Annotated in this window: 15 protein-coding genes and 1 pseudogene; 8 read left to right on the forward strand and 8 right to left on the reverse strand. The window is 59.8% G+C overall.

Annotated elements, in window-relative coordinates:
* Nucleotides 1–9 precede the first annotated feature (9 nt).
* Together PSPTO_RS09780 and PSPTO_RS09785 are read right to left on the reverse strand one after the other, a co-directional pair.
* Complete coding sequence (locus PSPTO_RS09780) at nucleotides 10–1,245, reverse strand: zinc-dependent alcohol dehydrogenase (protein WP_005767816.1); 1,236 nt, start codon at nucleotides 1,243–1,245, stop codon at nucleotides 10–12.
* 104 nt (nucleotides 1,246–1,349) lie between these two features.
* A pseudogene (locus PSPTO_RS09785) lies at nucleotides 1,350–1,514 on the reverse strand (LysR family transcriptional regulator); the annotation flags it as partial.
* 52 nt (nucleotides 1,515–1,566) lie between these two features.
* On the opposite strand from PSPTO_RS09785, the gene PSPTO_RS09790 reads away from it, so the two are divergent.
* Nucleotides 1,567–2,800 (forward strand): IS3 family transposase gene (locus PSPTO_RS09790; protein ID WP_159229444.1). Its coding sequence is split into 2 segments (ribosomal slippage): nucleotides 1,567–1,928 and nucleotides 1,927–2,800, totalling 1,236 coding nucleotides; the frame shifts between segments, so codons are not numbered across the junction.
* Here PSPTO_RS09790 and PSPTO_RS09795 read toward each other — a convergent pair.
* A complete protein-coding gene (locus tag PSPTO_RS09795; protein ID WP_011103746.1) occupies nucleotides 2,731–3,582 on the reverse strand; it encodes a LysR family transcriptional regulator in 852 nt (283 codons plus the stop codon). The genes PSPTO_RS09790 and PSPTO_RS09795 overlap by 70 nt on opposite strands.
* 160 nt (nucleotides 3,583–3,742) lie before the next feature.
* Between PSPTO_RS09795 and PSPTO_RS09800 the strand changes: the two genes are divergently transcribed.
* Genes PSPTO_RS09800 through PSPTO_RS09810 form a run of 3 tightly spaced genes read left to right on the forward strand, consistent with a single transcriptional unit; the run spans nucleotide 3,743 to nucleotide 7,316 of the window.
* Entirely contained in the window at nucleotides 3,743–4,633 is an 891-nt protein-coding gene (locus tag PSPTO_RS09800) for an NAD(P)-dependent oxidoreductase (RefSeq protein ID WP_005767820.1), read from the forward strand.
* A gap of 3 nt (nucleotides 4,634–4,636) precedes the next feature.
* Nucleotides 4,637–6,154 (forward strand): aldehyde dehydrogenase family protein, encoded by a 1,518-nt coding sequence (locus PSPTO_RS09805; RefSeq protein ID WP_011103748.1) that lies wholly within the window; start codon nucleotides 4,637–4,639, stop codon nucleotides 6,152–6,154.
* 4 nt (nucleotides 6,155–6,158) lie between these two features.
* On the forward strand, nucleotides 6,159–7,316 hold the full coding sequence (locus PSPTO_RS09810; RefSeq protein WP_005767827.1) for a M20 aminoacylase family protein: 1,158 nt from the start codon (nucleotides 6,159–6,161) through the stop codon (nucleotides 7,314–7,316).
* A gap of 431 nt (nucleotides 7,317–7,747) precedes the next feature.
* Here PSPTO_RS09810 and PSPTO_RS09815 read toward each other — a convergent pair whose 3' ends face one another.
* Entirely contained in the window at nucleotides 7,748–8,674 is a 927-nt protein-coding gene (locus PSPTO_RS09815) for a LysR family transcriptional regulator (RefSeq protein WP_005767830.1), read from the reverse strand.
* A 151-nt stretch (nucleotides 8,675–8,825) separates the two neighbouring features.
* On the opposite strand from PSPTO_RS09815, the gene PSPTO_RS09820 reads away from it, so the two are divergent.
* Both PSPTO_RS09820 and PSPTO_RS09825 read left to right on the forward strand, forming a co-directional pair.
* Nucleotides 8,826–9,608: a YqcI/YcgG family protein gene (locus PSPTO_RS09820; protein WP_024666576.1), complete on the forward strand. Its 783-nt coding sequence runs from the start codon at nucleotides 8,826–8,828 to the stop codon at nucleotides 9,606–9,608.
* Between the two features lie 6 nt (nucleotides 9,609–9,614).
* Nucleotides 9,615–10,256: a LysE family translocator gene (locus PSPTO_RS09825; RefSeq protein ID WP_005616684.1), complete on the forward strand. Its 642-nt coding sequence runs from the start codon at nucleotides 9,615–9,617 to the stop codon at nucleotides 10,254–10,256.
* Between the two features lie 13 nt (nucleotides 10,257–10,269).
* On the opposite strand, the gene PSPTO_RS09830 is transcribed toward PSPTO_RS09825, so the two are convergent.
* Nucleotides 10,270–11,646 (reverse strand): L-serine ammonia-lyase, encoded by a 1,377-nt coding sequence (locus PSPTO_RS09830; RefSeq protein ID WP_011103750.1) that lies wholly within the window; start codon nucleotides 11,644–11,646, stop codon nucleotides 10,270–10,272.
* 128 nt (nucleotides 11,647–11,774) lie between these two features.
* Here PSPTO_RS09830 and PSPTO_RS09835 point away from each other — a divergent pair, with 128 nt between their 5' ends.
* Entirely contained in the window at nucleotides 11,775–12,686 is a 912-nt protein-coding gene (locus tag PSPTO_RS09835; RefSeq protein WP_005767834.1) for a LysR substrate-binding domain-containing protein, read from the forward strand.
* Nucleotides 12,687–12,698: 12 nt separating this feature from the next.
* On the opposite strand, the gene PSPTO_RS09840 is transcribed toward PSPTO_RS09835, so the two are convergent.
* The 3 genes from PSPTO_RS09840 to PSPTO_RS09850 all read right to left on the reverse strand — a co-directional run bounded on the left by PSPTO_RS09840 (nucleotide 12,699) and on the right by PSPTO_RS09850 (nucleotide 17,390).
* Complete coding sequence (locus PSPTO_RS09840) at nucleotides 12,699–14,027, reverse strand: DUF3100 domain-containing protein (protein ID WP_005767836.1); 1,329 nt, start codon at nucleotides 14,025–14,027, stop codon at nucleotides 12,699–12,701.
* A gap of 706 nt (nucleotides 14,028–14,733) precedes the next feature.
* The gene (locus PSPTO_RS09845; RefSeq protein WP_011103752.1) at nucleotides 14,734–16,119 is read right to left on the reverse strand and encodes a 2-oxoadipate dioxygenase/decarboxylase HglS; all 1,386 of its coding nucleotides are present in this window, start codon (nucleotides 16,117–16,119) and stop codon (nucleotides 14,734–14,736) included.
* Between the two features lie 23 nt (nucleotides 16,120–16,142).
* A complete protein-coding gene (locus PSPTO_RS09850) occupies nucleotides 16,143–17,390 on the reverse strand; it encodes a 2-aminoadipate transaminase (protein WP_005767839.1) in 1,248 nt (415 codons plus the stop codon).
* A 264-nt stretch (nucleotides 17,391–17,654) separates the two neighbouring features.
* Here PSPTO_RS09850 and PSPTO_RS09855 point away from each other — a divergent pair, with 264 nt between their 5' ends.
* On the forward strand, nucleotides 17,655–19,145 hold the full coding sequence (locus PSPTO_RS09855; RefSeq protein ID WP_005767841.1) for an L-piperidine-6-carboxylate dehydrogenase: 1,491 nt from the start codon (nucleotides 17,655–17,657) through the stop codon (nucleotides 19,143–19,145).
* Nucleotides 19,146–19,158 lie beyond the last annotated feature (13 nt).

A 19,158-nucleotide genomic window follows, 5' to 3' on the forward strand; every position in this document is an offset into this window, starting at 1 on the left:
GCATGCGCCTCACATCGCTGGCACGACACCCCCAACCAGCGCTTCGGTTTGCGTGTCAGGCACGACAATGGTGTTGTCACCAGGCGTCAGAATGACCTTGCGGCAGTCCTCTTCCTTCTTGTCGAACAGCTTGTAACCCTTCGCTGCATCTTCCAGTGACATGCGGTGGCTGATGATGGCTTCAGGTGCGAGTCGGCCCGCTTCAATATGCTCGAGCAATTCAGGCATGAAGCGGTGCACATGCGTCTGGCCCATTTTGAAGGTCAGGCCCTTGTCGAAGGCATCGCCGAACATGAAGCCGTGAATGAACCCCGCATAAACCCCCGGCACACTGACCACTCCGCCGCGCCTGACTGCTGCGATGCACTGGCGCAAAGCCTTGCCGCTGCTGCCTTCCAGTTTCAGTGTCGCCAGAATGGTTTCCGTTGTACTGCCTTTGGCCTCGAAGCCCACTGCGTCCACCACGCCATCGACGCCGCGCATGCCGGGCGTCTGGCGGATGATAGTGTCGGCCGGGTCATCGTCGTCATCGAAGTTGATCGGGATCACACCGTAGGTTTTCTGCGCATAGGCCAGGCGATACGGGTGGTGATCGACCATGAAAATACGTTCGGCACCGAGCATTTTTGCGCATGCCGCGCTCATCAGTCCCACCGGGCCAGCGCCATAGATAGCAACGCTCGATCCCGGACCAATCCCGGCGTTGGTCACCGCTTGCCACGCAGTGGGCAGAATGTCGGAGAGAAACAGCACTTTCTCGTCAGCCAGGGTGCCGGGCACCTTGAACGGGCCGACGTTGGCCTTGGGCACGCGCACGTATTCAGCCTGGCCGCCAGGAATGCCGCCATACAGGTGGCTGAAGCCGAACAACGCCGCGCCTGGCGGAATCGACTTTTTGTTCATGATTGCGCCACGCCCGGTGTTGGTGGTCTCACAGGCGGCGAACAAGTCGATGTTGCAGAAAAAACAGCTGCCGCAGGCGATGACGAAAGGGATCACCACGCGATCACCTTTTTGCACTGCGGTCACTGCCGACCCGGTTTCTTCAACAATACCCATGAACTCATGGCCGAAAATATCGCCATGCTCGACCGTCGGAATCTTGCCACGGTAAAGGTGCAGGTCTGAGCCGCAGATTGCTGTGGCGGTGACTCTCAGGATGATATCGTCGGCTTCTTGTAGTTCCGGGTCTGGGACGCTGTCGACCTTGACACTGTTGGCGCCGTGGTAAGTCAGAGCTCTCATGATTAATCCTCAATCGCACCAGACGTTCTGATCCGTTACTAAAGAGGAACCACAGGATTTTTGATGGTTCAGCGCGATTGGCTGAAGCGAGACTAACGGCGTCGTCAGCTACGAAACGCCGTCATGTCCTGCAACAGCATGCCCATCAGGCGATTGGCACCGACGCTGAGCTGACGGCCCAGGCGGCTGATCAGGTGGGTCTGTGGGCTGCTGAAGACTTCATCCTGCAGCGGCAGCGCGCGCAATTTACCGGCCTTTATTTCTTCCTTGTCCCGTCCTGAATAAGGTTTACACCTTCTGACCTTTCCTCAGGAGGACTCAATGGATTCGGGTAAAAGGCGCAGCCAGCGCGATTACACGCTAGCCTTTAAATTATCGGTCGTAGATCAGGTTGAAAAAGGCGAGTTGAGTTATAAAGAAGCCCAACGACGCTATGGCATCCAAGGCCGGTCGACGGTGCTGGTCTGGTTACGAAAGCACGGTCGACAGGATTGGAGCCAAGGCGCATCAATTCGAGAGCAGAGGAGCAGGTCCATGACCGAGCCAACCCTCCCGCCGACACCCGAGCAGCGGATTAAAGAGCTTGAAGAACAGCTGGAGCTGAGCAATCAGAAGGCTCAGTTCTTTGAAGCCGTCGTCAACGTTCTGAAAAATGACTACGGCGTTTCTGTCGTAAAAAAGCCACCCGGCAAGTCCTCTCGCAAGGGCAAATCCAAGACCTGAGCATTACCAGGGCTTGCCTGTTCATGGGTATTTCGCGCCAAGCGTATTACAAGCGTATTACAAGCGTAATCGCGCTTTTGACGCGAGAGTCTGCCAAGACCAAGAGGTGGTGGACTTCGTCCTGGAAAAGCGGCGTCGCCAGCCCAAGTTGGGAACGCGCAAGCTGCACTACTTGATGAGCGTCGAAGCTCCTGCGTCGTCGTGCGTGGGTAGAGATCGTATGTTTACTATCCTTCGTGGTGCGCGCGAGCTGGTTCCGCGTAAACGGGCTTATCACAAGACCACTCATAGCCATCATCGCTTCCGTCGCCACCCCAACCTGCTCAAAGCAGGTCCAGAACAAGTCGTGGCCAATGGACCCGAACAGGTCTGGGTTGCAGACATAACCTATCTGCCTACGCAGGAAAGCGTGGCCTACGTGAGCCTTGTGACAGATGCGTACTCACGTAAGATCGTTGGCCATCACGTGCATGAGAGCCTGCATGCCCAATCGGTGATGAAGGCACTGGAAAAAGCGGTAGGAGAGCGAAAAACCGATCAGATGCTGATTCATCATTCAGATCGCGGCGCCCAGTACTGCTCCGATCTCTATCAGCAGCTGCATACCAGGCATGGAATCCGGTGCTCGATGACTGATGGCTATGACTGTTATCAGAACGCTATGGCCGAGCGAGTAAACGGGATTTTGAAGACCGAGTTTCTACTCCATCGGCCTAAAGACTTGGCAGATGCAGTGAAAATGGTTGACGAATCGGTGCAGATCTACAATGGGGAGCGGCCACACTTATCCCTGAAATACAAAACGCCAGATGCGGTGCATCGGGCGTTTTGAGCGTGAAACAGGTGTAAACCTATTTCAGGACTAGACACCTCCACAACGAAGGTCGGCAGCAGCGTGACGCCGCCCTGCACGGCGAAATGCTTGAGCATGGCGAACGTGCTGCAGGTCAGCGTCGGCTGCACCGTGATGCCCAATTGATGCTCGGCTTGCAGAAGAATCTGGCGAATGCCGTAAGACACGGCAGGCAGCGCGACACGGTAGTGCTCAAGCGCCTGCAGCGCTATGGGATTCTGCTCCTGAGCCAGCGGATGATCGGGCGCAGTGATGACGCACACCGGCTTGCGCTGATGCGCGTGAGAGCGGATTTTCGGGTCGGCGGCAGGGTTGAAGACCAGACCGATGTGAGCCTCATCCTCCACCACCTGACGAATCACCTCGTTGCTGCCGCAGACGTTCACGATCAGCTCGATTCGCGGGTACAGCTCGGAAAACCTGGCCAGCGGTTGCGCCAGACTCTCAAGAAAGCCTTCCCCGGACACCAGCGTCACCGAGCCGCTGTGCAGGCCTTTGAGCGCCTGAATCGAATCCAGCAACACTTCCTGCTGAGTCAACCGCTGGCGGTAATAGGCCAGCACCTTGTCACCTGCTTCCGTGGGCTTGACCCCACGGCGATGGCGCTCCAGCAGCGGCGAGCCGAGTTCCTGTTCGAGCTGGGCGATCTGCCGGCTGACCGCAGACGGCGCGACGTTTAGATAGTCAGCCGCTGCCCGGACGCTGCCCAGACGCACCGCTTCGAAGAAATACAGAATACGTCGATCCTGAACGAGGCTCATGGGGTTTCCTGTGTTGCGCTAAAGGCAACATAAATTCGATTTTTGGATTATTGCTGAGAGGGGAGAGCGCTGTCCATACTCGGTTCATCAGCAAATCGCAGCCTTCACAGGGCTGCCGGCATCCTTCTTGAACGCCTATAAAACTAATCGAGATGCAGACATGACGTTGAAAACAGGTGTGATCGGGTTGGGCAACATGGGCGGTGGCATGGCCGCGACGCTTGCGAGCAAGGGCTTTGATGTCAGTGGCTTCGACTTGTCGTCGGCTGCGCTGTCCCAGGCCGAGAGCAAAGGCGTCAAGCCGGTTGCCGAGCGCAAGCAACTGATTCAGAGCGTGGACATCCTGATCCTGTCGCTGCCCAAGGCCGAGCATGTGGAGTCGGTGTGTCTGGGTGCAGGCGGCATCAGCGAATGGGGTCACGAGGGGCTGATCGTGGTCGATACCACCACCTCGACGCCGGAAATGAGCCGCAAGGTGGCTGCCGAACTGGCGAAAACCGGCATCGCGTTTATTGACGCGCCGGTCTCGGGCGGCCCGAAAGGTGCTGCCACCGGCACCATGTCGATGGTCATCGGTGCTGAAGATGCCGACCTTGCCCGCGCCATGCCGGTGCTGGAAGGCATGAGCGGCACGCGGGTGCATGTCGGGCAATGCGGCGCGGGCAACGTGGCCAAGATCGCCAACAACATGCTTGCCGCCTGCCACCTGATCAGCACCGCCGAGGCCGTAGCGATGGCAGCGCGCGCGGGCGTCGACCCGGAAAAACTCCTGCAAGGCCTCAACGCCGGCTCCGGCCGTAGCGGTGCCACGCAAGTGATGTTCCCCACCTGGGTGCTCAACAAAGCCTATGACTCGGGCTTCACCATGGGCCTGATGCGCAAGGACGTGGGCCTGGCCAGCGACCTGGCGGACAGCCTCGACATGGACCTGCCGCTGTCGCGCGTGGTCGCGCAGTTGTGGCAAGCCAGCAGCGAGACCCTGGCGGACAACGAAGACTTCTGCGCCATCGTGCAACGCACCGATGCCACCCTTTACGGTCATGGAGAATAACCGATGAGCACTGCAACTATCCTCGAACTGATGCGCCCTTACTGGGGCGATCGCAGTGTCATCGCCAGCTACGTCGGCGGTGCTTTCATCGAAGGCCACGGCGCGCCGGTTGAAGTGCGCAATGCCCACAATGACAGCCTGCTGTTGAGCTTTCCGGATGCCGATGAGTCGCTGGTCGAAGTGGCCGACAAGGCTGCTAAAGCGGCGCAGCAACAGTGGTGGGCAATGACTGCCCAGGCGCGGGGCCGTGCCATGTATCAGGTGGGCAATCTGATTCGTGAAGAGCAGGAAAACCTCGCGCAGATCGAGTCCCTGACCGCCAATAAGCCGATCCGTGATGCTCGCGTCGAAGTGCTCAAAGTCGCCGAGATGTTCGAGTATTACGCCGGTTGGGCAGACAAGCTGCACGGCGAGGTTATTCCGGTGCCGACCACGCACCTCAACTACGTCACCTACGAACCGCTGGGCACGGTGTTGCAGATCACGCCGTGGAACGCGCCGATTTTCACCTGCGGGTGGCAGATTGCCCCAGCTATTGCGGCGGGTAACGCAGTCATCCTCAAACCGTCGGAACTGACGCCGCTCAGCTCGCTGGTAGTCGGCGTGCTGATCGAGCGCGCGGGCGTGCCCAAAGGGCTGGTCAACGTGATTGCCGGTTTCGGCCATTCCATCGGTCAGGCGTTCATTGCCAAGGCCGATATCCGCAAAGTGGTGTTCGTCGGTTCGCCAGCGACCGGTCGGCATATTGCCGTGGCAGCGGCGCAGCGCTGTATTCCGGCGGTGCTGGAACTGGGCGGCAAATCAGCCAATATCGTGTTCGACGACGCTGATCTGGAGGTCGCCTTGCGCGGCGCTCAGGCGGCGATTTTCTCCGGTGCCGGGCAAAGCTGCGTATCGGGCTCGCGTTTGCTGGTGCAGCAATCGATCTTCGAGAAATTCACCAATGCGCTGGCCGTAGCCGCCACGCAATTCAAGGTCGGCGACCCCGGCGACCCGGAAACCCAGATCGGCCCGATCAACAACGCCAAGCAGTACAACCATGTGAAAAGCATGGTCGAACGCGCGTTGAAAGACGGTGCAAAACTGGTTGGCGAGCAGGCTGATCCGATCCCGGACAGACCTGGTTACTACATCAACCCGACCGTGCTGGCAGGCACCAACGAGCTGCATTGCGCGCAGGAAGAAATCTTCGGCCCGGTGGTGGTGGCTATTGCGTTCAAGGACGAAGAAGACGCGATCCGCATTGCCAACGACAGCCGCTTCGGCCTGGCCGGTGGCGTCTGGACCCGCGACGTCGGCCGAGCTCACCGAGTCGCCAAACAGGTGCGGGCCGGGACGTTCTGGGTCAATGGTTACAAGACTATTCACGTCAGTTCGCCTTTCGGCGGCTATGGTGAAAGCGGTTATGGCCGCTCTTCCGGTCTGGATGCCTTGCGCGAGTACAGCGAAGTGAAAAGCGTCTGGGTCGAAACCGCCGCCAAGCCGGCCGCCAGTTTTGGCTACGGCGCGAGCCTGGAGTAAGTAAATGCCTATTTCAAAGACACTGATTGACGAAGCAACCGTCTGGCGCCGCACGATCCACGCTGCACCGGAGCTTGGTTTTCAAGAGCTGAAAACCTCCGACAAAGTGGCTGAGCTGCTGACCGGTTTTGGCCTTGAGGTGCATCGTGGGCTGGGCGGCACCGGCGTGGTCGGCACTTTGCGCAACGGCGAGGGCCCGACTATCGGCATTCGTGCCGACATGGACGCCTTGCCGATTCAGGAGCTGGGCGACAGCCTGCACAAGTCGGCCCACAAGGGCTGCATGCACGCCTGCGGGCACGACGGCCACACGGCGATTCTGCTCGCCACCGCCCGGCACCTGTCGGAAACCCTCCGGTTCGCCGGCACCGTGCACTTCGTCTTTCAGCCTGCCGAGGAAAACCTTGGCGGCGCGCAACGCATGATCGAAGACGGTCTGTTCGAGCGCTTCCCGATGGAATCCATCTACGGCTTGCACAACTGGCCAGGCGTGCCAGCGGGCAAGGTGGTGATCAATCCCGGGCCGATGATGGCGTCGCTGGACACCTTCGAAATCACCCTGACCGGCAAAGGTAGCCATGCGGCCATGCCGGACAAGGGCAATGACCCGATCGTGGCCGCCGCCGAGCTGGTACTGGGGCTGCAAACCATTGTCTCCCGGCGCCTGTCGCCACTGGATTCTGCGGTGGTCAGCATCACCCAGTTCAATGCCGGCGAGGCCATCAACGTAATACCGGAAACCGCGGTGTTGCGCGGCACCGTGCGCTGCCTGCAAACGCCGGTGCGCGAAAAGGTCCAGCAACTGATCGGCGAATTCGTCGAGCGTCTGCCGACGGCTTTTGGCGTACGTGGCGAACTGGTCTACAACGTCGGTTACCCGGTGACCGAAAACCACGTCGAAGCCGCCGCCACGATTCGCCGTGCAGCGATTGCGGCCGTGGGCGAAGTCAACGTGCAGTGGGGCTGCAACCCCTCCATGGCCTCCGAAGACTTCGCTTTCATGCTGCACGCCTGTCCGGGTGCCTACATCTGGATGGGCGTCGATGGCGAAAAACCGTCAGCGGCGCTGCACAACCCCTACTACGACTTCAACGACCAGGTGATTGAGCCGGGTGTCGCGGTCTGGACTTCGCTGGTGGAGCAGTGTTTGCCGGTGAGTTGAGTTAAATGGCTTGCCTGCGCGCTTGATCTTGAGCGCGCAGCGCGTCAAATCTATGTTGCAGCACAACGTCATGCCTGCAACTGACCTCGCAAAACCGCTATGTGACGCGGAGCGCCACAAAGAGGACGCAGAGCGTCCAGAACTGCATGCCGACGCGCAGCATCGGCACGATAGTCAGTTAGATGTGTGCATGACGCTAGCGAGCCGCGGCGAATCAATGCCAGGTGAGCAAAATCTGCTTCTGCTTCTGGCCGAAGGCCGTGGGAGTGAACTTGTTCACGAAAGCGCCAGTGCATTCAGCGAAAGTGTATCGTTTGAACTACCGTATTTGCGAACAATGCGGACCGCCGCCCCGGTCGCACACCCTCCCGCAGAAGCTCGCATTGTCGGGGTCTTCAGATTTATCTATAACGCTGGCGGTAGGCGGCAAATCAAGGCGCAGTGAGCAATTGCACTTCAATACTGGAGATGTCCGGCAGGCAGGTCAGCAGGTGGTCACGCAGTTCCAGTACCCGCTGGCGCTTGAAACTGTCCTGCAACCAGACCAGGTAATAGGCGTCCCCGGTGCCAACCGCCGCATTGAACGGCAAAAACACCTGCCCCTCGTTCAGGTCATCAGCGACCAGAAACAGATCGCCAATCGACACCCCATGCCCCCTGACAGCAGCCGTAATGCCCTGATCGAGCGTGTCGAACACCTTGCCTTTGCTCAATGTCACCTGACCGGCCAGATCCATCCGGTTCAACCAGCGCCGCCAGTCGCGACGGTCACTGGACGGATGAATGAGTTCAGCCGCCTGCAAACGCTCCGTTCCCCACGGCTGATCGCCCAAAGTGTCTGCCGAGCAGATCGGAATCAGCCATTCATCGAACAGCTTGCAGGTTTCCACCTCGGCACCAAAGCTGCCATTGCCCAGCAGAATCGCGCAGTCGAACGGCTCCGAGTAAAAGTCCACGCTGTCAAAGTCCATCCACACGCTGGAAAGCTGGACCGGCAGGGCGGGCGCGGGTCGTTTAAAGGATTCCAGTGCGTGCAGCAACCATCTCATGGTCAGGGTAGACGGTGACTTGAGGCGCAAATTCGCGCCCTGACCCCGGAAGGGCTGACAAGCGTCTTCGATGATCCGGAAGCCGATCTTGAGCTGACTCGACAACCGCCGCCCCTCGTCACTCAACGAAAGCCGTGGGCCATTGCGCTCGAACAATCGGCAGCCGAGGGTTTCTTCCAGCGTACGAATATGGCGGCTAATGGCGCTCTGGGTCAGCGACAATTCCTGCGCAGCACGCGTAAACGAGCATGATCGAGCCGCTACTTCAAAGGCTCTCAGCGCGTAAAGCGGCGGGATACGTTCAGTCATGTGATAACTAACCATGATTATTTGTCATAGTAGGTTACACCTTTTTCCATTTTTCCGCGCACGCGCCTGCGGTCAGAATCGCCTGTTCATCCACTGTCGTAAAAATTAAACAATAAGGCGGTGTTCTTATCTGCTGCGTGCGTGAGGGAATATGCTGCCCAAGTCCGAAATGCTGTTGCGTCAATCCGTTGTAAGGCACTTGCTGGAAAGTGACACCGCCCTGGAAATGGGCTGGAGGGTTCAGGCTTACAGGCAATTTGAACAGGTGCTGAGTGACAAGGGGTTCCCTTGCCTGTTTGGACGCCGTGCCAACAAGTCCGGAAGTTGTCTGCTGCTGTTCATCCCCTGTGAACATGAGCAACAAGCGCTTCGTGACGGCATGGAAGAGTACGTGAAGTTCGTCAACGACACGCCCCTTGAAGACCGTCTGTTCAACCCGCTGATTGTCATTTTCGAGAAAAACGATTTCAACAGCCTGGCTGAAGAACAGGCCTATGCGTGGGCCACGTTGCAACAGTTGCATGACGGCGACCGATCGCCCTGGCCAGCCAAGGCCTGCACAGACCCTGAGGTGTTCGAATGGACTTATCACTTCGCCGGGCTGCCGATGTTCATCAACATGAGCTTTCCCCGTCACAGCGCCATGAAAAGCCGCTCGCTGGGTGGGCACATCGTGTTTGTGGTCAACCCTCGGGAGAACTTTGACGAAGTAGCGAGCGCCGAGACGGAAAGCGGTCGCAAGGTCAGGGAAAAGATTCGTCAGCGCATCGCCGATTACAACAACGGGGTAGTGCCCGACACACTGGGCTTTTTCGGTGATCGCAGCAGCCTGGAATGGAAGCAGTATCAGTTATATGAAGAGGGCGGGCTGGCGTTGTCCCGTTGCCCTCTGCACATCAAAGTCGACAAGACTGACCATTTGAACGAGCGTTGAGTACCCATGGATATATCGTTGCTGCTGATTTACATGTTCAGCGTGTTCATGCTGATCATCACCCCGGGCCCGGTGGTGGCGCTGATCGTCAACACCAGCCTGGCGTGCGGGCCCAAACGCGCGATGTTGACGGCGCTGGGCACCAACTGGGCGTCGCTGGTGCTGGTGATGGTCGCGGCATTGATCCTGACGGGCACGTTGTCGGTGAGCGTCAGCATGCTCAACTGGATCAGTCTGGTCGGCTGTTTCTTTATCGCTTACCTGTCGGTGCAGGCGCTGGAGCAGGCGTTGCGTTACGCCCCGTCGCAGCCCGAAGCCGCGCCAGCGCCGTTGCCTGCGCGCAGCCGGCACAGCGGGCTGGTGACCGGCTTTCTGGTAGGGATTTCCAACCCTAAGGACATTATCTTCTTCGTCTCGTTTTTCCCGCAGTTCATCCACGTCACCGAGTCGTTCAAGGGCAGCATCGCTTTGTTGTCGGTGCTGTGGATCATCATTGACCTGTCGATCCTGTTCGCCTACATCTTCCTCATGCGTCAGAAACTGGCCTTGAAGTACAAGCGCAAGATCGAAATCGTTTCCAGCGTGACCTTGCTGCTGATCGCGTTGGGCGGGATTTTCTATTCGGGCTCGACGCTGTTGAATCAGTAAACGCCTGGGCCGATCAGCACTCGATCAGGTTCACCGCCAGCCCGCCGCGTGAGGTTTCCTTGTATTTGTCGTGCATATCCGCACCGGTGTCGCGCATGGTGCGGATGGCGTGGTCCAGCGAGATGTGGTGCTCGCCGTCGCCGCGCAGGGCCATTTGTGCGGCATTGATGGCCTTCACGGCAGCAATCGCGTTACGTTCGATGCAGGGGATTTGCACCAGCCCGCCGACCGGGTCGCAGGTCAGCCCCAGGTTATGTTCCAGGCCAATTTCGGCGGCGTTTTCGACTTGCTCGGGGGTCGCACCGAGAATTTCCGCCAGCCCGGCGGCGGCCATGGCGCAGGCCGAGCCGACTTCACCCTGACAACCCACTTCGGCACCCGAGATCGACGCATTTTTCTTGCACAGAATGCCGACCGCTGCGGCGCTCAGGAAGAAGCGCACCACATCGTCGTCATTGGCCGTGGGCTTGAACTTCATGAAGTAATGCAGCACCGCAGGCACGATACCGGCCGCGCCGTTGGTGGGCGCGGTGACCATGCGCCCGCCTGCGGCGTTTTCTTCGTTGACCGCCAGGGCGAACAGGTTGACCCATTCCATGGCACTCAGGGTCGAGCCGATCACGTTCGGGTTGTCGAGGTTTTGCAGGCTCTGGTGCAGGCGATAAGCGCGACGACGCACGTTCAAACCGCCCGGCAGAATGCCGGTTTCCAGCAGGCCCTTGTCCACACAGGCGCGCATTGCCGTCCAGATGACCATGATCTTCTCGCGAATTTCTGCCTCGCTGCGCCAGACCTTCTCGTTGGCCATCATCAGTTCGGAAATGCTCATGCCGTGGGTCTTGCACAGTTTCAGCAACTGCGCGCCGCTGAAAAAATCGTAGGGCAGCACGGTGGTGTCATTGTCCAGCACGCCGCTGGCGGCCTGTTCGGCATCGATCACAAAACCGCCGCCCACTGAATAGTAGGTCTGCTCGTGCACTTCACCGGTCTTGCCGTAGGCGCACAGGGTCATGCCGTTGGGGTGGTAGGGCAGGCTTTCGTCGAGCAGGCACATGTCCCGCTCCCAAACGAAGGTGATGGCCTGTTCGCCCGCCAGCATCAGCTGGTTGTCGGCGCGCAAGGCGTCGATGCGTTGGTTGACCTGGCTGGGGTCGATCTGGTCTGGCCATTCGCCCATCAGGCCCATGACGGTCGCACGGTCGCTGCCATGACCGATGCCCGTGGCCGACAGAGAACCGTACAATCGCACCTCGATACGTTCTACGCTATGCAACCGGTTCTGGTTGCGCAGCTCGGTCACGAACAGTGCCCCGGCACGCATCGGCCCGACAGTATGGGAACTGGACGGCCCGATGCCGATTTTGAACATGTCGAAGACGCTGATGGCCATCACGGAGGTCCTTCAAATGAGATGATGCAGAGGAGTTGCAGACTCCTTCTTTCTGGTCTTCATCTTTGGCTTGGACTGGCAAAACGACAAACGATTGTTGCTATGCAACGCTTTAGCGGAACTCTTCAATGAGCAGAATCTTCAACGCGCAGATGCACGCCTGGTTACAGGTCTTTGCCTGTGCGGCCCGACACCTCTCTTTCACCCGTTGCGCGGAGGAACTGCACGTCACCCCCGGCGCGATCAGCCAGCAGATGCGCCAGCTTGAGGAGCGTCTGGGTTTTGCACTGTTTCATCGGGTCGGGCGCGGGCTGGAGCTGACCGCCGAAGGTCAGCGCCTGGCGGTGGTCGCCAACGAAGTGCAGAGCCGCATCAGCGAAGAGCTGCGCCTGCTGTATTCGGGGCGCATCGGCGGGGTATTCAAGCTGCGTTGCATTCCGTCATTCCTCAGCAAATGGCTGATGCCACGCCTGCCGCGCTTGCAGGACGCGTTTCCGGACATCCAGTTGCGGATCATCGCCGAAGACAGCAGCGGGTCGTTGCGCGATGACGATTTCGATCTGGCCATTGACCTTAATGACGGCAGCTATCCGGGGTTATCGACCACGCCGTTGCTGGAAGAAGAGCTGTTCCCGGTCTGTTCGCCAAGCCTGCTGGTGGGCAAGCCGCCGCTGGATACGCCCAGCCAGTTGGTGCATTTTCCGTTGTTGCACGACATTACTGCCTGGCGCGGCAGCTACGAATACGCGGAGTGGGAGTTTTACCTGACCGCCATCGGTGCAGATGGCATCGACGTGCGTCGCGGCCACACCTTCAACCGCAATCACCTGACCATCGACGCCGCGCGCATGGGCATGGGCGTGGCCATTGCCCGCAAGGCACTGATTACCGACGAGCTGGAACAAGGCTTGCTGATCGTGCCGTTCGGGCATCCGATCAAGGCCAGAAAAAAATACGTCCTGGCCTATCGCGAAGGTGCGCTCAGCACCCCGGCACGCCGCGCGGTGCATGACTGGCTGGTGGGCGAGGCAGCACATTAGCCGTGCACAGAATCAGTGAAACATCTCGGCAATCAACACCGCGCCGATGAAGGTGCCGAAGTTGGCCAGGAACGACACCAGCACGATGCGCCAGCCCAGGCGGCGGAAGGCTGGCAGGTCCTTGGCAATCGACAGGCCGGCGAAGGTCAGCATCGGCGTGATGACCGCCAGCATATTGATCGAACTGGTCAGCCGCGCAATCTCGGCGGCCCACGGGCAAGCGGGGGAGGTGAGGAACATCGCCACCAGCGAAACCATGCACACTGCCGGGATCTTGCGGCCGATCAGGCTGCACAGCGCCTCGCCGACAAAGGCACAGAAAATCATGATGCCCATGCCGGTAAACGCATCCGCCGACAAGGTCTTGTAGCCGACATAGTTGGCAATCAATGCCAGCGCGCCGGCTGCCAGCCACGCGCTGATCTTGCCCGACCAGCCCAGCTCCGGCACGTCCAGCGACACGTCGCTGTGGCGTATGCCTTCCTCGCTCATGGACGCTTTGGTAGTGCGGCCGATCAGCGGCTCGAGCACGCGATAGCCCCACACCGCCAGCGGCAGGGAGATAAACAGGGTGAAGTAGGTGCCGATGGTGGTGGTGATCAGGTTGGACGCAGCGGCCAGGGTCATGACTTCCTTGGCGACTTCCGGCGTTTGTTGCGCGGCGATTGCACCTGCTGCGGCCGCCATCATGCTGCCCGAACCGATGCCCGAACCCATCGCCAGCGAGTTGGGGTGGAAAATCCCCAGGCTGGCGATGTAACCGGCGACGATGGCAATAAACAGCGCACCGAACAGCGTGCCGGTCAGGTACTCGGCGAGCACCCCGCGACCTTCCGGGGAGTCCATGCCGTAACGTTCGCCGATGATTGCCAGGCTTGGCTCGCGGCCGACCGAGAATGTCGCACCAATCGCTTCGCGCTTGATACCGAGCATCAGTGCCACCGGCAGGCCCAGGACCACGGTGCCGACAAAGTGCCCAAACTCCTGAAACACCAGCGCCCATCCGGAAGCGAACACCACGGGCAGCGAACCACCGACCACCAGGCCGAGTTTGGCGATGAAAATCAGCAGGGCGGGTTGCAGGATCGAGGCTGCACGCAGCTGGATGCCGTGATCGATCCCGATACTGCCCGGCAGGCGGCGGCTGGCGATGCCGACCATCGCACCGATCAGCAGCGCCCAGACCATGGGCAGCAACACCACTTTGCCGGGGCCCAGCGGAATGCTGATCGCGCCGATCATTTCGGCAATGATGAGGATAACGGCGGCCCAGACATACAGTTTCACCATCGATGAGACGGCCTGATTGTCGCCCGACGCTGCAGCGTGTGAGTTTTGCATGATGATCCCCTTGCCTGCTGAATGGCCTTTTACAGGCCTTATCAATCGTTATTCTGTTTTTCAGGTCGGCGCAGTCACACGCCAGGGCAGCTTTGAAGTCCATGGAGCCATGGAGACCGTTATCCGGCCGAGTATTTTTATGAGGTCTGGAACGTGACTCAGACCCAGGCTGCTTCGAGCCAATGCCAGCGGATCATCATGTGCGTTATTCGAAGGGATGAGCCTGTGAATACAGCACCTTGCTGTCCACTCGCCATCGCAGTATGCATAGCGCAGGGGTGCACACCAATATTGCGAATTTTATTTACCGTTGCTTTAAACAGAACACAGGAAGGGCCGCACGGCCCTTGAAAGTGACTATCGTGCGACGCTCCGCGTCGCATGCCGTTCCGGACGCTCTGCGTCCTCTTTTTGCGACGCAGAGCGTCGCGAACTGCATTCCCACGCAGAGCGTAGGGAACGATAACCTCAACTACCTCAACTATCGTGCGACGCTCCGCGTCGCATGCCGTTCCGGACGCTCTGCGTCCTCTTTTTGCGACGCAGAGCGTCGCGAACTGCATTCCCACGCAGAGCGTAGGGAACGATAACCTCAACTACCTCAACTATCGTGCGACGCTCCGCGTCGCATGCCGTTCCGGACGCTCCGCGTCCTCTTTTTACGACGCAGAGCGTCGCGAATTGTATTCCCACGCACTCTCACCCGTTATGACTCATTCAACCCCAGCACCTCGGCGCAGTCTTCCAGTGACCGCCGCTGGGTGTCGGCGTACAGCGCCAGTTCATCAAGCGTCCCACGCCCCAGCGCCCGCTCAAAATCCTGCCGATTCGAATTCGCTGCGTAGTGCGCCTGGGCGTTGTCACCCAGGTTGGACTGGAAGATACCTGCCGCGCTGACGGGCAGGAAGTCTTCGTACGCCAAAGGCTCGAAGCGTACATGACCCGCTTCGATAAGCTGCTCCAGCGTGCCGGATACACGGACCGCAACGCCCGTGTCAGTCGGGAAATAGCGAAAATACGCCAGACCCTGCGCACGCATTTCATCATGGCTGTCCGGGAATGCCTGAAAGGCCTTTTCCAGTAGCCCGGCATAGCGCACGGCATTGGCCTCATTGGGGAACTCGCCCAGTGCATCGCGGGCCTCGTTCAGCAGCCGGTCATACAGCTCGCGGCCTTTGGGCGTCAGGGCGGCGCCGCGCTGTTCGATCTCGCCGAAGCGTGCCGAGTGACTGCCCGACTGACTGCCACCCTGACCGATGAAGCTGATCGGTTCTTCCAGCGCCTTGAAGCTGGTCTGGCGCAACAGGATTGGACACTGACGAGGTGGCGGTCCTTCAACCACGGCCTTGGGCGTAATGCCCTTGCCGGGCATGCCGCTCTGCACGGCGTCGATGTCCAGGGTTCGCGGCGTCAGGTGGTTGATGTGCGGGCCACGAAACGCCACCACATCGGCGATCAGGCGATGCTGAGCATTCAATTGCCGGTACTCGTCGAGCGAGACCGTCGCCGTGTGATGCCAGCGAAAGGTTTCCAGCGCTTGCTGAATGAACTCGGCGGCGTCGGGCTCGCTCAAGCCGCCGTCTGCTTCATGCTTTTCGATCAGCGCCAAGGCGCCAGGCGTGAAGATCGTGCGCTTGGCCAGCACACGACTGGCGAACTCGCGCAGGCTGTCGCTTTCGATCAGCTCCAGACGCAGCAACGAGGTGAACACCCGAAACGGACTGACCTGCAATGCCTGCTCGTGCACAGCACGAAAGGCAGTCGAGTGGACCGGCACGCCGGCTGCCGTCAGGTCGTAGTAACCGACCGGCTGCATGCCCATCACCGCAAACAGGCGGGCGAGGGTGGCCAGTTCCTGCGCCGTACCCACGCGAATCGCGCCGTGACGCTCCATGTCCAGACGCTGGATTTCGCCCGTCTGGCGCAAACTGTTCAGCACCTGGCTGTCGCGGCTCATGACCTGCGCGTTGACCTCGCTCACCAGTTCCATCAGCGTGCCGTAAAGCGGCACTTCGTGCTGGTACATCTGCGACATGGCGCGTGAGAACCCGGCGCGAATCTGGTCCGGGTCGGCAAAGCGTGCAGTGCTCATCAGGGTGTTTTCTCCGTACGGGGTCAGGCCAGCGCCGCCAGGCAACGCTCGAAAATATCCAGCCCTTCGTGCAGCACGTCGGGCTCTATGGTCAGCGGGATCAGCAGCCGGATAATGTGCCGCGACTTGCCACTGGGCATCAGCAACAGCCCGGCGTCACGGGCCGCGCCCAGCAGTTCGGCGAGCTGTCGGGTGCCGGGATTGCCATCCGGCGTGATCAGTTCGATGCCGCGCATACAGCCCACACCGGTCAGCCTGCCCAGGTAGGGTGACAGGTTGCTCGCCTGCCAGGCGTTGTAGCGCGAAACAATGGCACTCTCCTGCTGTTCACCCCACGTGGACAGGTTTTCATCGGTCATCTGCGCCAGCGAGGCGAGGCCCGCCGCACAGCCAATCGGGTTGCCGGAATAGGTGCCACCCAGTCCGCCCTTGGGCAGGCTGTCGATCAGCGCCTTGCGACCGACCACCGCACCCAGCGGAATACCCCCGGCAATGCTTTTGCCGAGCAGAATCAGGTCCGGTTCTATGCCCAGCCGGGTGAACGCAAAGCGCTGCCCGGTACGCCCGAAGCCGGACTGGATTTCATCGGCGATCAACACGATGCCATGTTCATCACAGAACGCTCGCAGCGCCTGAGCAAAATCCGCCTGCATGGCCAGAAAACCGCCTTCACCCTGCACCGGTTCGAAGATGATGCAGGCCACATCGTTGACATCGATTTCGACGCTGAACAGCCGCTCCAGCGCCTTGAGCGCCTGTTCGGTGCTCACGCCGTTGTCCTTGCTGGGGAACGGAATGTGGAACACCGGGCCGGGCAGCACGCCGACTTTCTGTTTATAGGGCGACACCTTGCCGTTGAGGTTCAGCGTCGCCAGCGTGCGGCCATGAAAGCCGCCGTCGAAGGCAATCACCGCGCTGCGACCCGTCGCGCCGCGCACGATCTTCAGGGCATTTTCCGCCGCTTCCGCACCGCTGTTGGTAAGCATGCCGCTCAGCGGATAGCTCACCGGCACAAATTGCGTCAGTTGCCGCATGAACTGGATGTACGGATCGTGAGGCGTGGCATTGAAGCAGTAATGGGTAAGTCTGGCCGCCTGATCCTGAATGGCTTTGACCACCTGCGGGTTGCAATGCCCCAGATTGAGCACGCCGATGCCGCCGACGAAGTCGATGTAACGCTTGCCGGTGGTGTCCCATACTTCTGCGTTGCGCCCGTGGGACAAGGTCATGCTGTGGACAAAGGAAATGGATTCGCTGATGTGTTCGCTCATCGGTCTGGCCTTGGCTACAGGTGATCGTACTGGTGGTGATCATGATGGCCGTATCCAAACAAACATCGGACCTCGCCCGCAAACGAAATAAAATCACCGGGTCATTCCAATAATTCCCGATGTTGCGGCATTTAACGGCTTTAAAACCCAATAGTTCATTCCTAAAAGGAATCATGTTTTTCAAAAACGTCGTTTGTGGACGAGCCGCGTCCGGGTCGATACTGCTGTCATCAATGATTTTTAGTCCATGACAGGAGCATCAACATGGTTGCCGAGTTATTAGCACGTCTGGGCGTGGCGAACAGTGCCCACACACAAGGGGACTATCCGGTTTACACCCCGATTGATGGCAGCCAGATTGCCTCGGTCACCCTGGAAAACGAGGCGCAGGTGGTGGCGCGCATCGACAGCGCCCACAGCGCATTCCTGAAGTGGCGCACCGTACCGGCCCCGCGCCGTGGCGAGCTGGTGCGGATCTTTGGTGAAGTGCTGCGCGAGCACAAGGCTGACCTTGGCGAACTGGTGTCGGTCGAGGCGGGCAAGATCACTCAGGAAGGTCTGGGTGAAGTGCAGGAAATGATCGACATCTGCGACTTCGCCGTCGGCCTGTCGCGTCAGTTGTACGGCTTGACCATCGCTTCCGAACGTCCTGGCCATCATATGCGTGAAACCTGGCATCCGCTGGGCGTGGTCGGCGTGATCAGCGCTTTCAACTTTCCGGTCGCGGTCTGGGCATGGAACACCACGCTGGCGCTGGTCTGCGGCAACCCGGTGATCTGGAAACCGTCGGAAAAAACGCCGTTGACCGCGCTGGCGTGCCAGGCGCTGTTCGACAAGGCGCTGACGATTTTCGGTGACGCACCGGCCGCGTTGGCGCAGTTGGTCATTGGTGATCGTGACGCCGGTGAAGCGCTGGTCGATGACCCGCGCGTGCCCCTGATCAGCGCCACCGGCAGCACCCGCATGGGCCGCGAAGTCGGTCCGCGGGTTGCCGCACGTTTCGGCCGCACTATTCTGGAACTGGGCGGCAACAACGCGATGATTCTGGCCCCCAGCGCCGATCTGGACCTGGCCGTGCGCGGCATTCTGTTCAGCGCCGTGGGCACCGCCGGTCAACGCTGCACCACGCTGCGCCGTCTGATTGTGCACCGTTCGATCAAGGATGAAGTGGTCGCCTGCGTCAAAGCGGCCTACGCCAAGGTGCGTGTCGGTGACCCGCGCGAAGGCAATCTGATCGGCCCGCTGATTGATCAACAGGCGTTCTCGGCCATGCAGAACGCCCTGACCAAGGCCCGTGACGAGGGCGGTCAGGTGTTCGGCGGCGAGCGTCAATTGCAGGATAAATACCCGAACGGCTATTACGTCACGCCGGCCATCGCCGAAATGCCGGGTCAGACCGAGGTCGTCCGTCACGAAACCTTCGCGCCGATTCTTTACGTACTGGCTTATGACGACTTTGAAGAAGCCTTGCGCCTGAACAACGAAGTGCCACAAGGCCTGTCGTCGTGCATTTTCACCACTGACCTGCGCGAAGCCGAGGCTTTCCAGAGTGCGGCGGGCAGCGACTGTGGCATCGCCAACGTCAACATCGGCACCAGCGGCGCAGAAATCGGCGGCGCGTTCGGTGGCGAGAAAGAAACCGGCGGCGGTCGCGAATCAGGCTCCGATTCGTGGCGCGCCTACATGCGTCGGCAAACCAACACCGTCAACTATTCCCGCGAGCTGCCACTGGCTCAGGGCATCGTTTTCGACTGATGTGAACCGGGCG

It is taken from the genome of Pseudomonas syringae pv. tomato str. DC3000 (assembly GCF_000007805.1).
In the GTDB taxonomy this organism is placed as follows: domain Bacteria; phylum Pseudomonadota; class Gammaproteobacteria; order Pseudomonadales; family Pseudomonadaceae; genus Aquipseudomonas; species Aquipseudomonas avellanae.

Coding starts and splice junctions, on each gene's coding strand:
- PSPTO_RS09780 (WP_005767816.1), bottom strand. CDS start 1,245: ATGAGAGCTCTGACTTACCACGGCGCCAACAGTGTCAAGGTCGACAGC.
- PSPTO_RS09795 (WP_011103746.1), bottom strand. CDS start 3,582: ATGAGCCTCGTTCAGGATCGACGTATTCTGTATTTCTTCGAAGCGGTG.
- PSPTO_RS09800 (WP_005767820.1), top strand. CDS start 3,743: ATGACGTTGAAAACAGGTGTGATCGGGTTGGGCAACATGGGCGGTGGC.
- PSPTO_RS09805 (WP_011103748.1), top strand. CDS start 4,637: ATGAGCACTGCAACTATCCTCGAACTGATGCGCCCTTACTGGGGCGAT.
- PSPTO_RS09810 (WP_005767827.1), top strand. CDS start 6,159: ATGCCTATTTCAAAGACACTGATTGACGAAGCAACCGTCTGGCGCCGC.
- PSPTO_RS09815 (WP_005767830.1), bottom strand. CDS start 8,674: ATGACTGAACGTATCCCGCCGCTTTACGCGCTGAGAGCCTTTGAAGTA.
- PSPTO_RS09820 (WP_024666576.1), top strand. CDS start 8,826: ATGCTGCCCAAGTCCGAAATGCTGTTGCGTCAATCCGTTGTAAGGCAC.
- PSPTO_RS09825 (WP_005616684.1), top strand. CDS start 9,615: ATGGATATATCGTTGCTGCTGATTTACATGTTCAGCGTGTTCATGCTG.
- PSPTO_RS09830 (WP_011103750.1), bottom strand. CDS start 11,646: ATGGCCATCAGCGTCTTCGACATGTTCAAAATCGGCATCGGGCCGTCC.
- PSPTO_RS09835 (WP_005767834.1), top strand. CDS start 11,775: ATGAGCAGAATCTTCAACGCGCAGATGCACGCCTGGTTACAGGTCTTT.
- PSPTO_RS09840 (WP_005767836.1), bottom strand. CDS start 14,027: ATGCAAAACTCACACGCTGCAGCGTCGGGCGACAATCAGGCCGTCTCA.
- PSPTO_RS09845 (WP_011103752.1), bottom strand. CDS start 16,119: ATGAGCACTGCACGCTTTGCCGACCCGGACCAGATTCGCGCCGGGTTC.
- PSPTO_RS09850 (WP_005767839.1), bottom strand. CDS start 17,390: ATGAGCGAACACATCAGCGAATCCATTTCCTTTGTCCACAGCATGACC.
- PSPTO_RS09855 (WP_005767841.1), top strand. CDS start 17,655: ATGGTTGCCGAGTTATTAGCACGTCTGGGCGTGGCGAACAGTGCCCAC.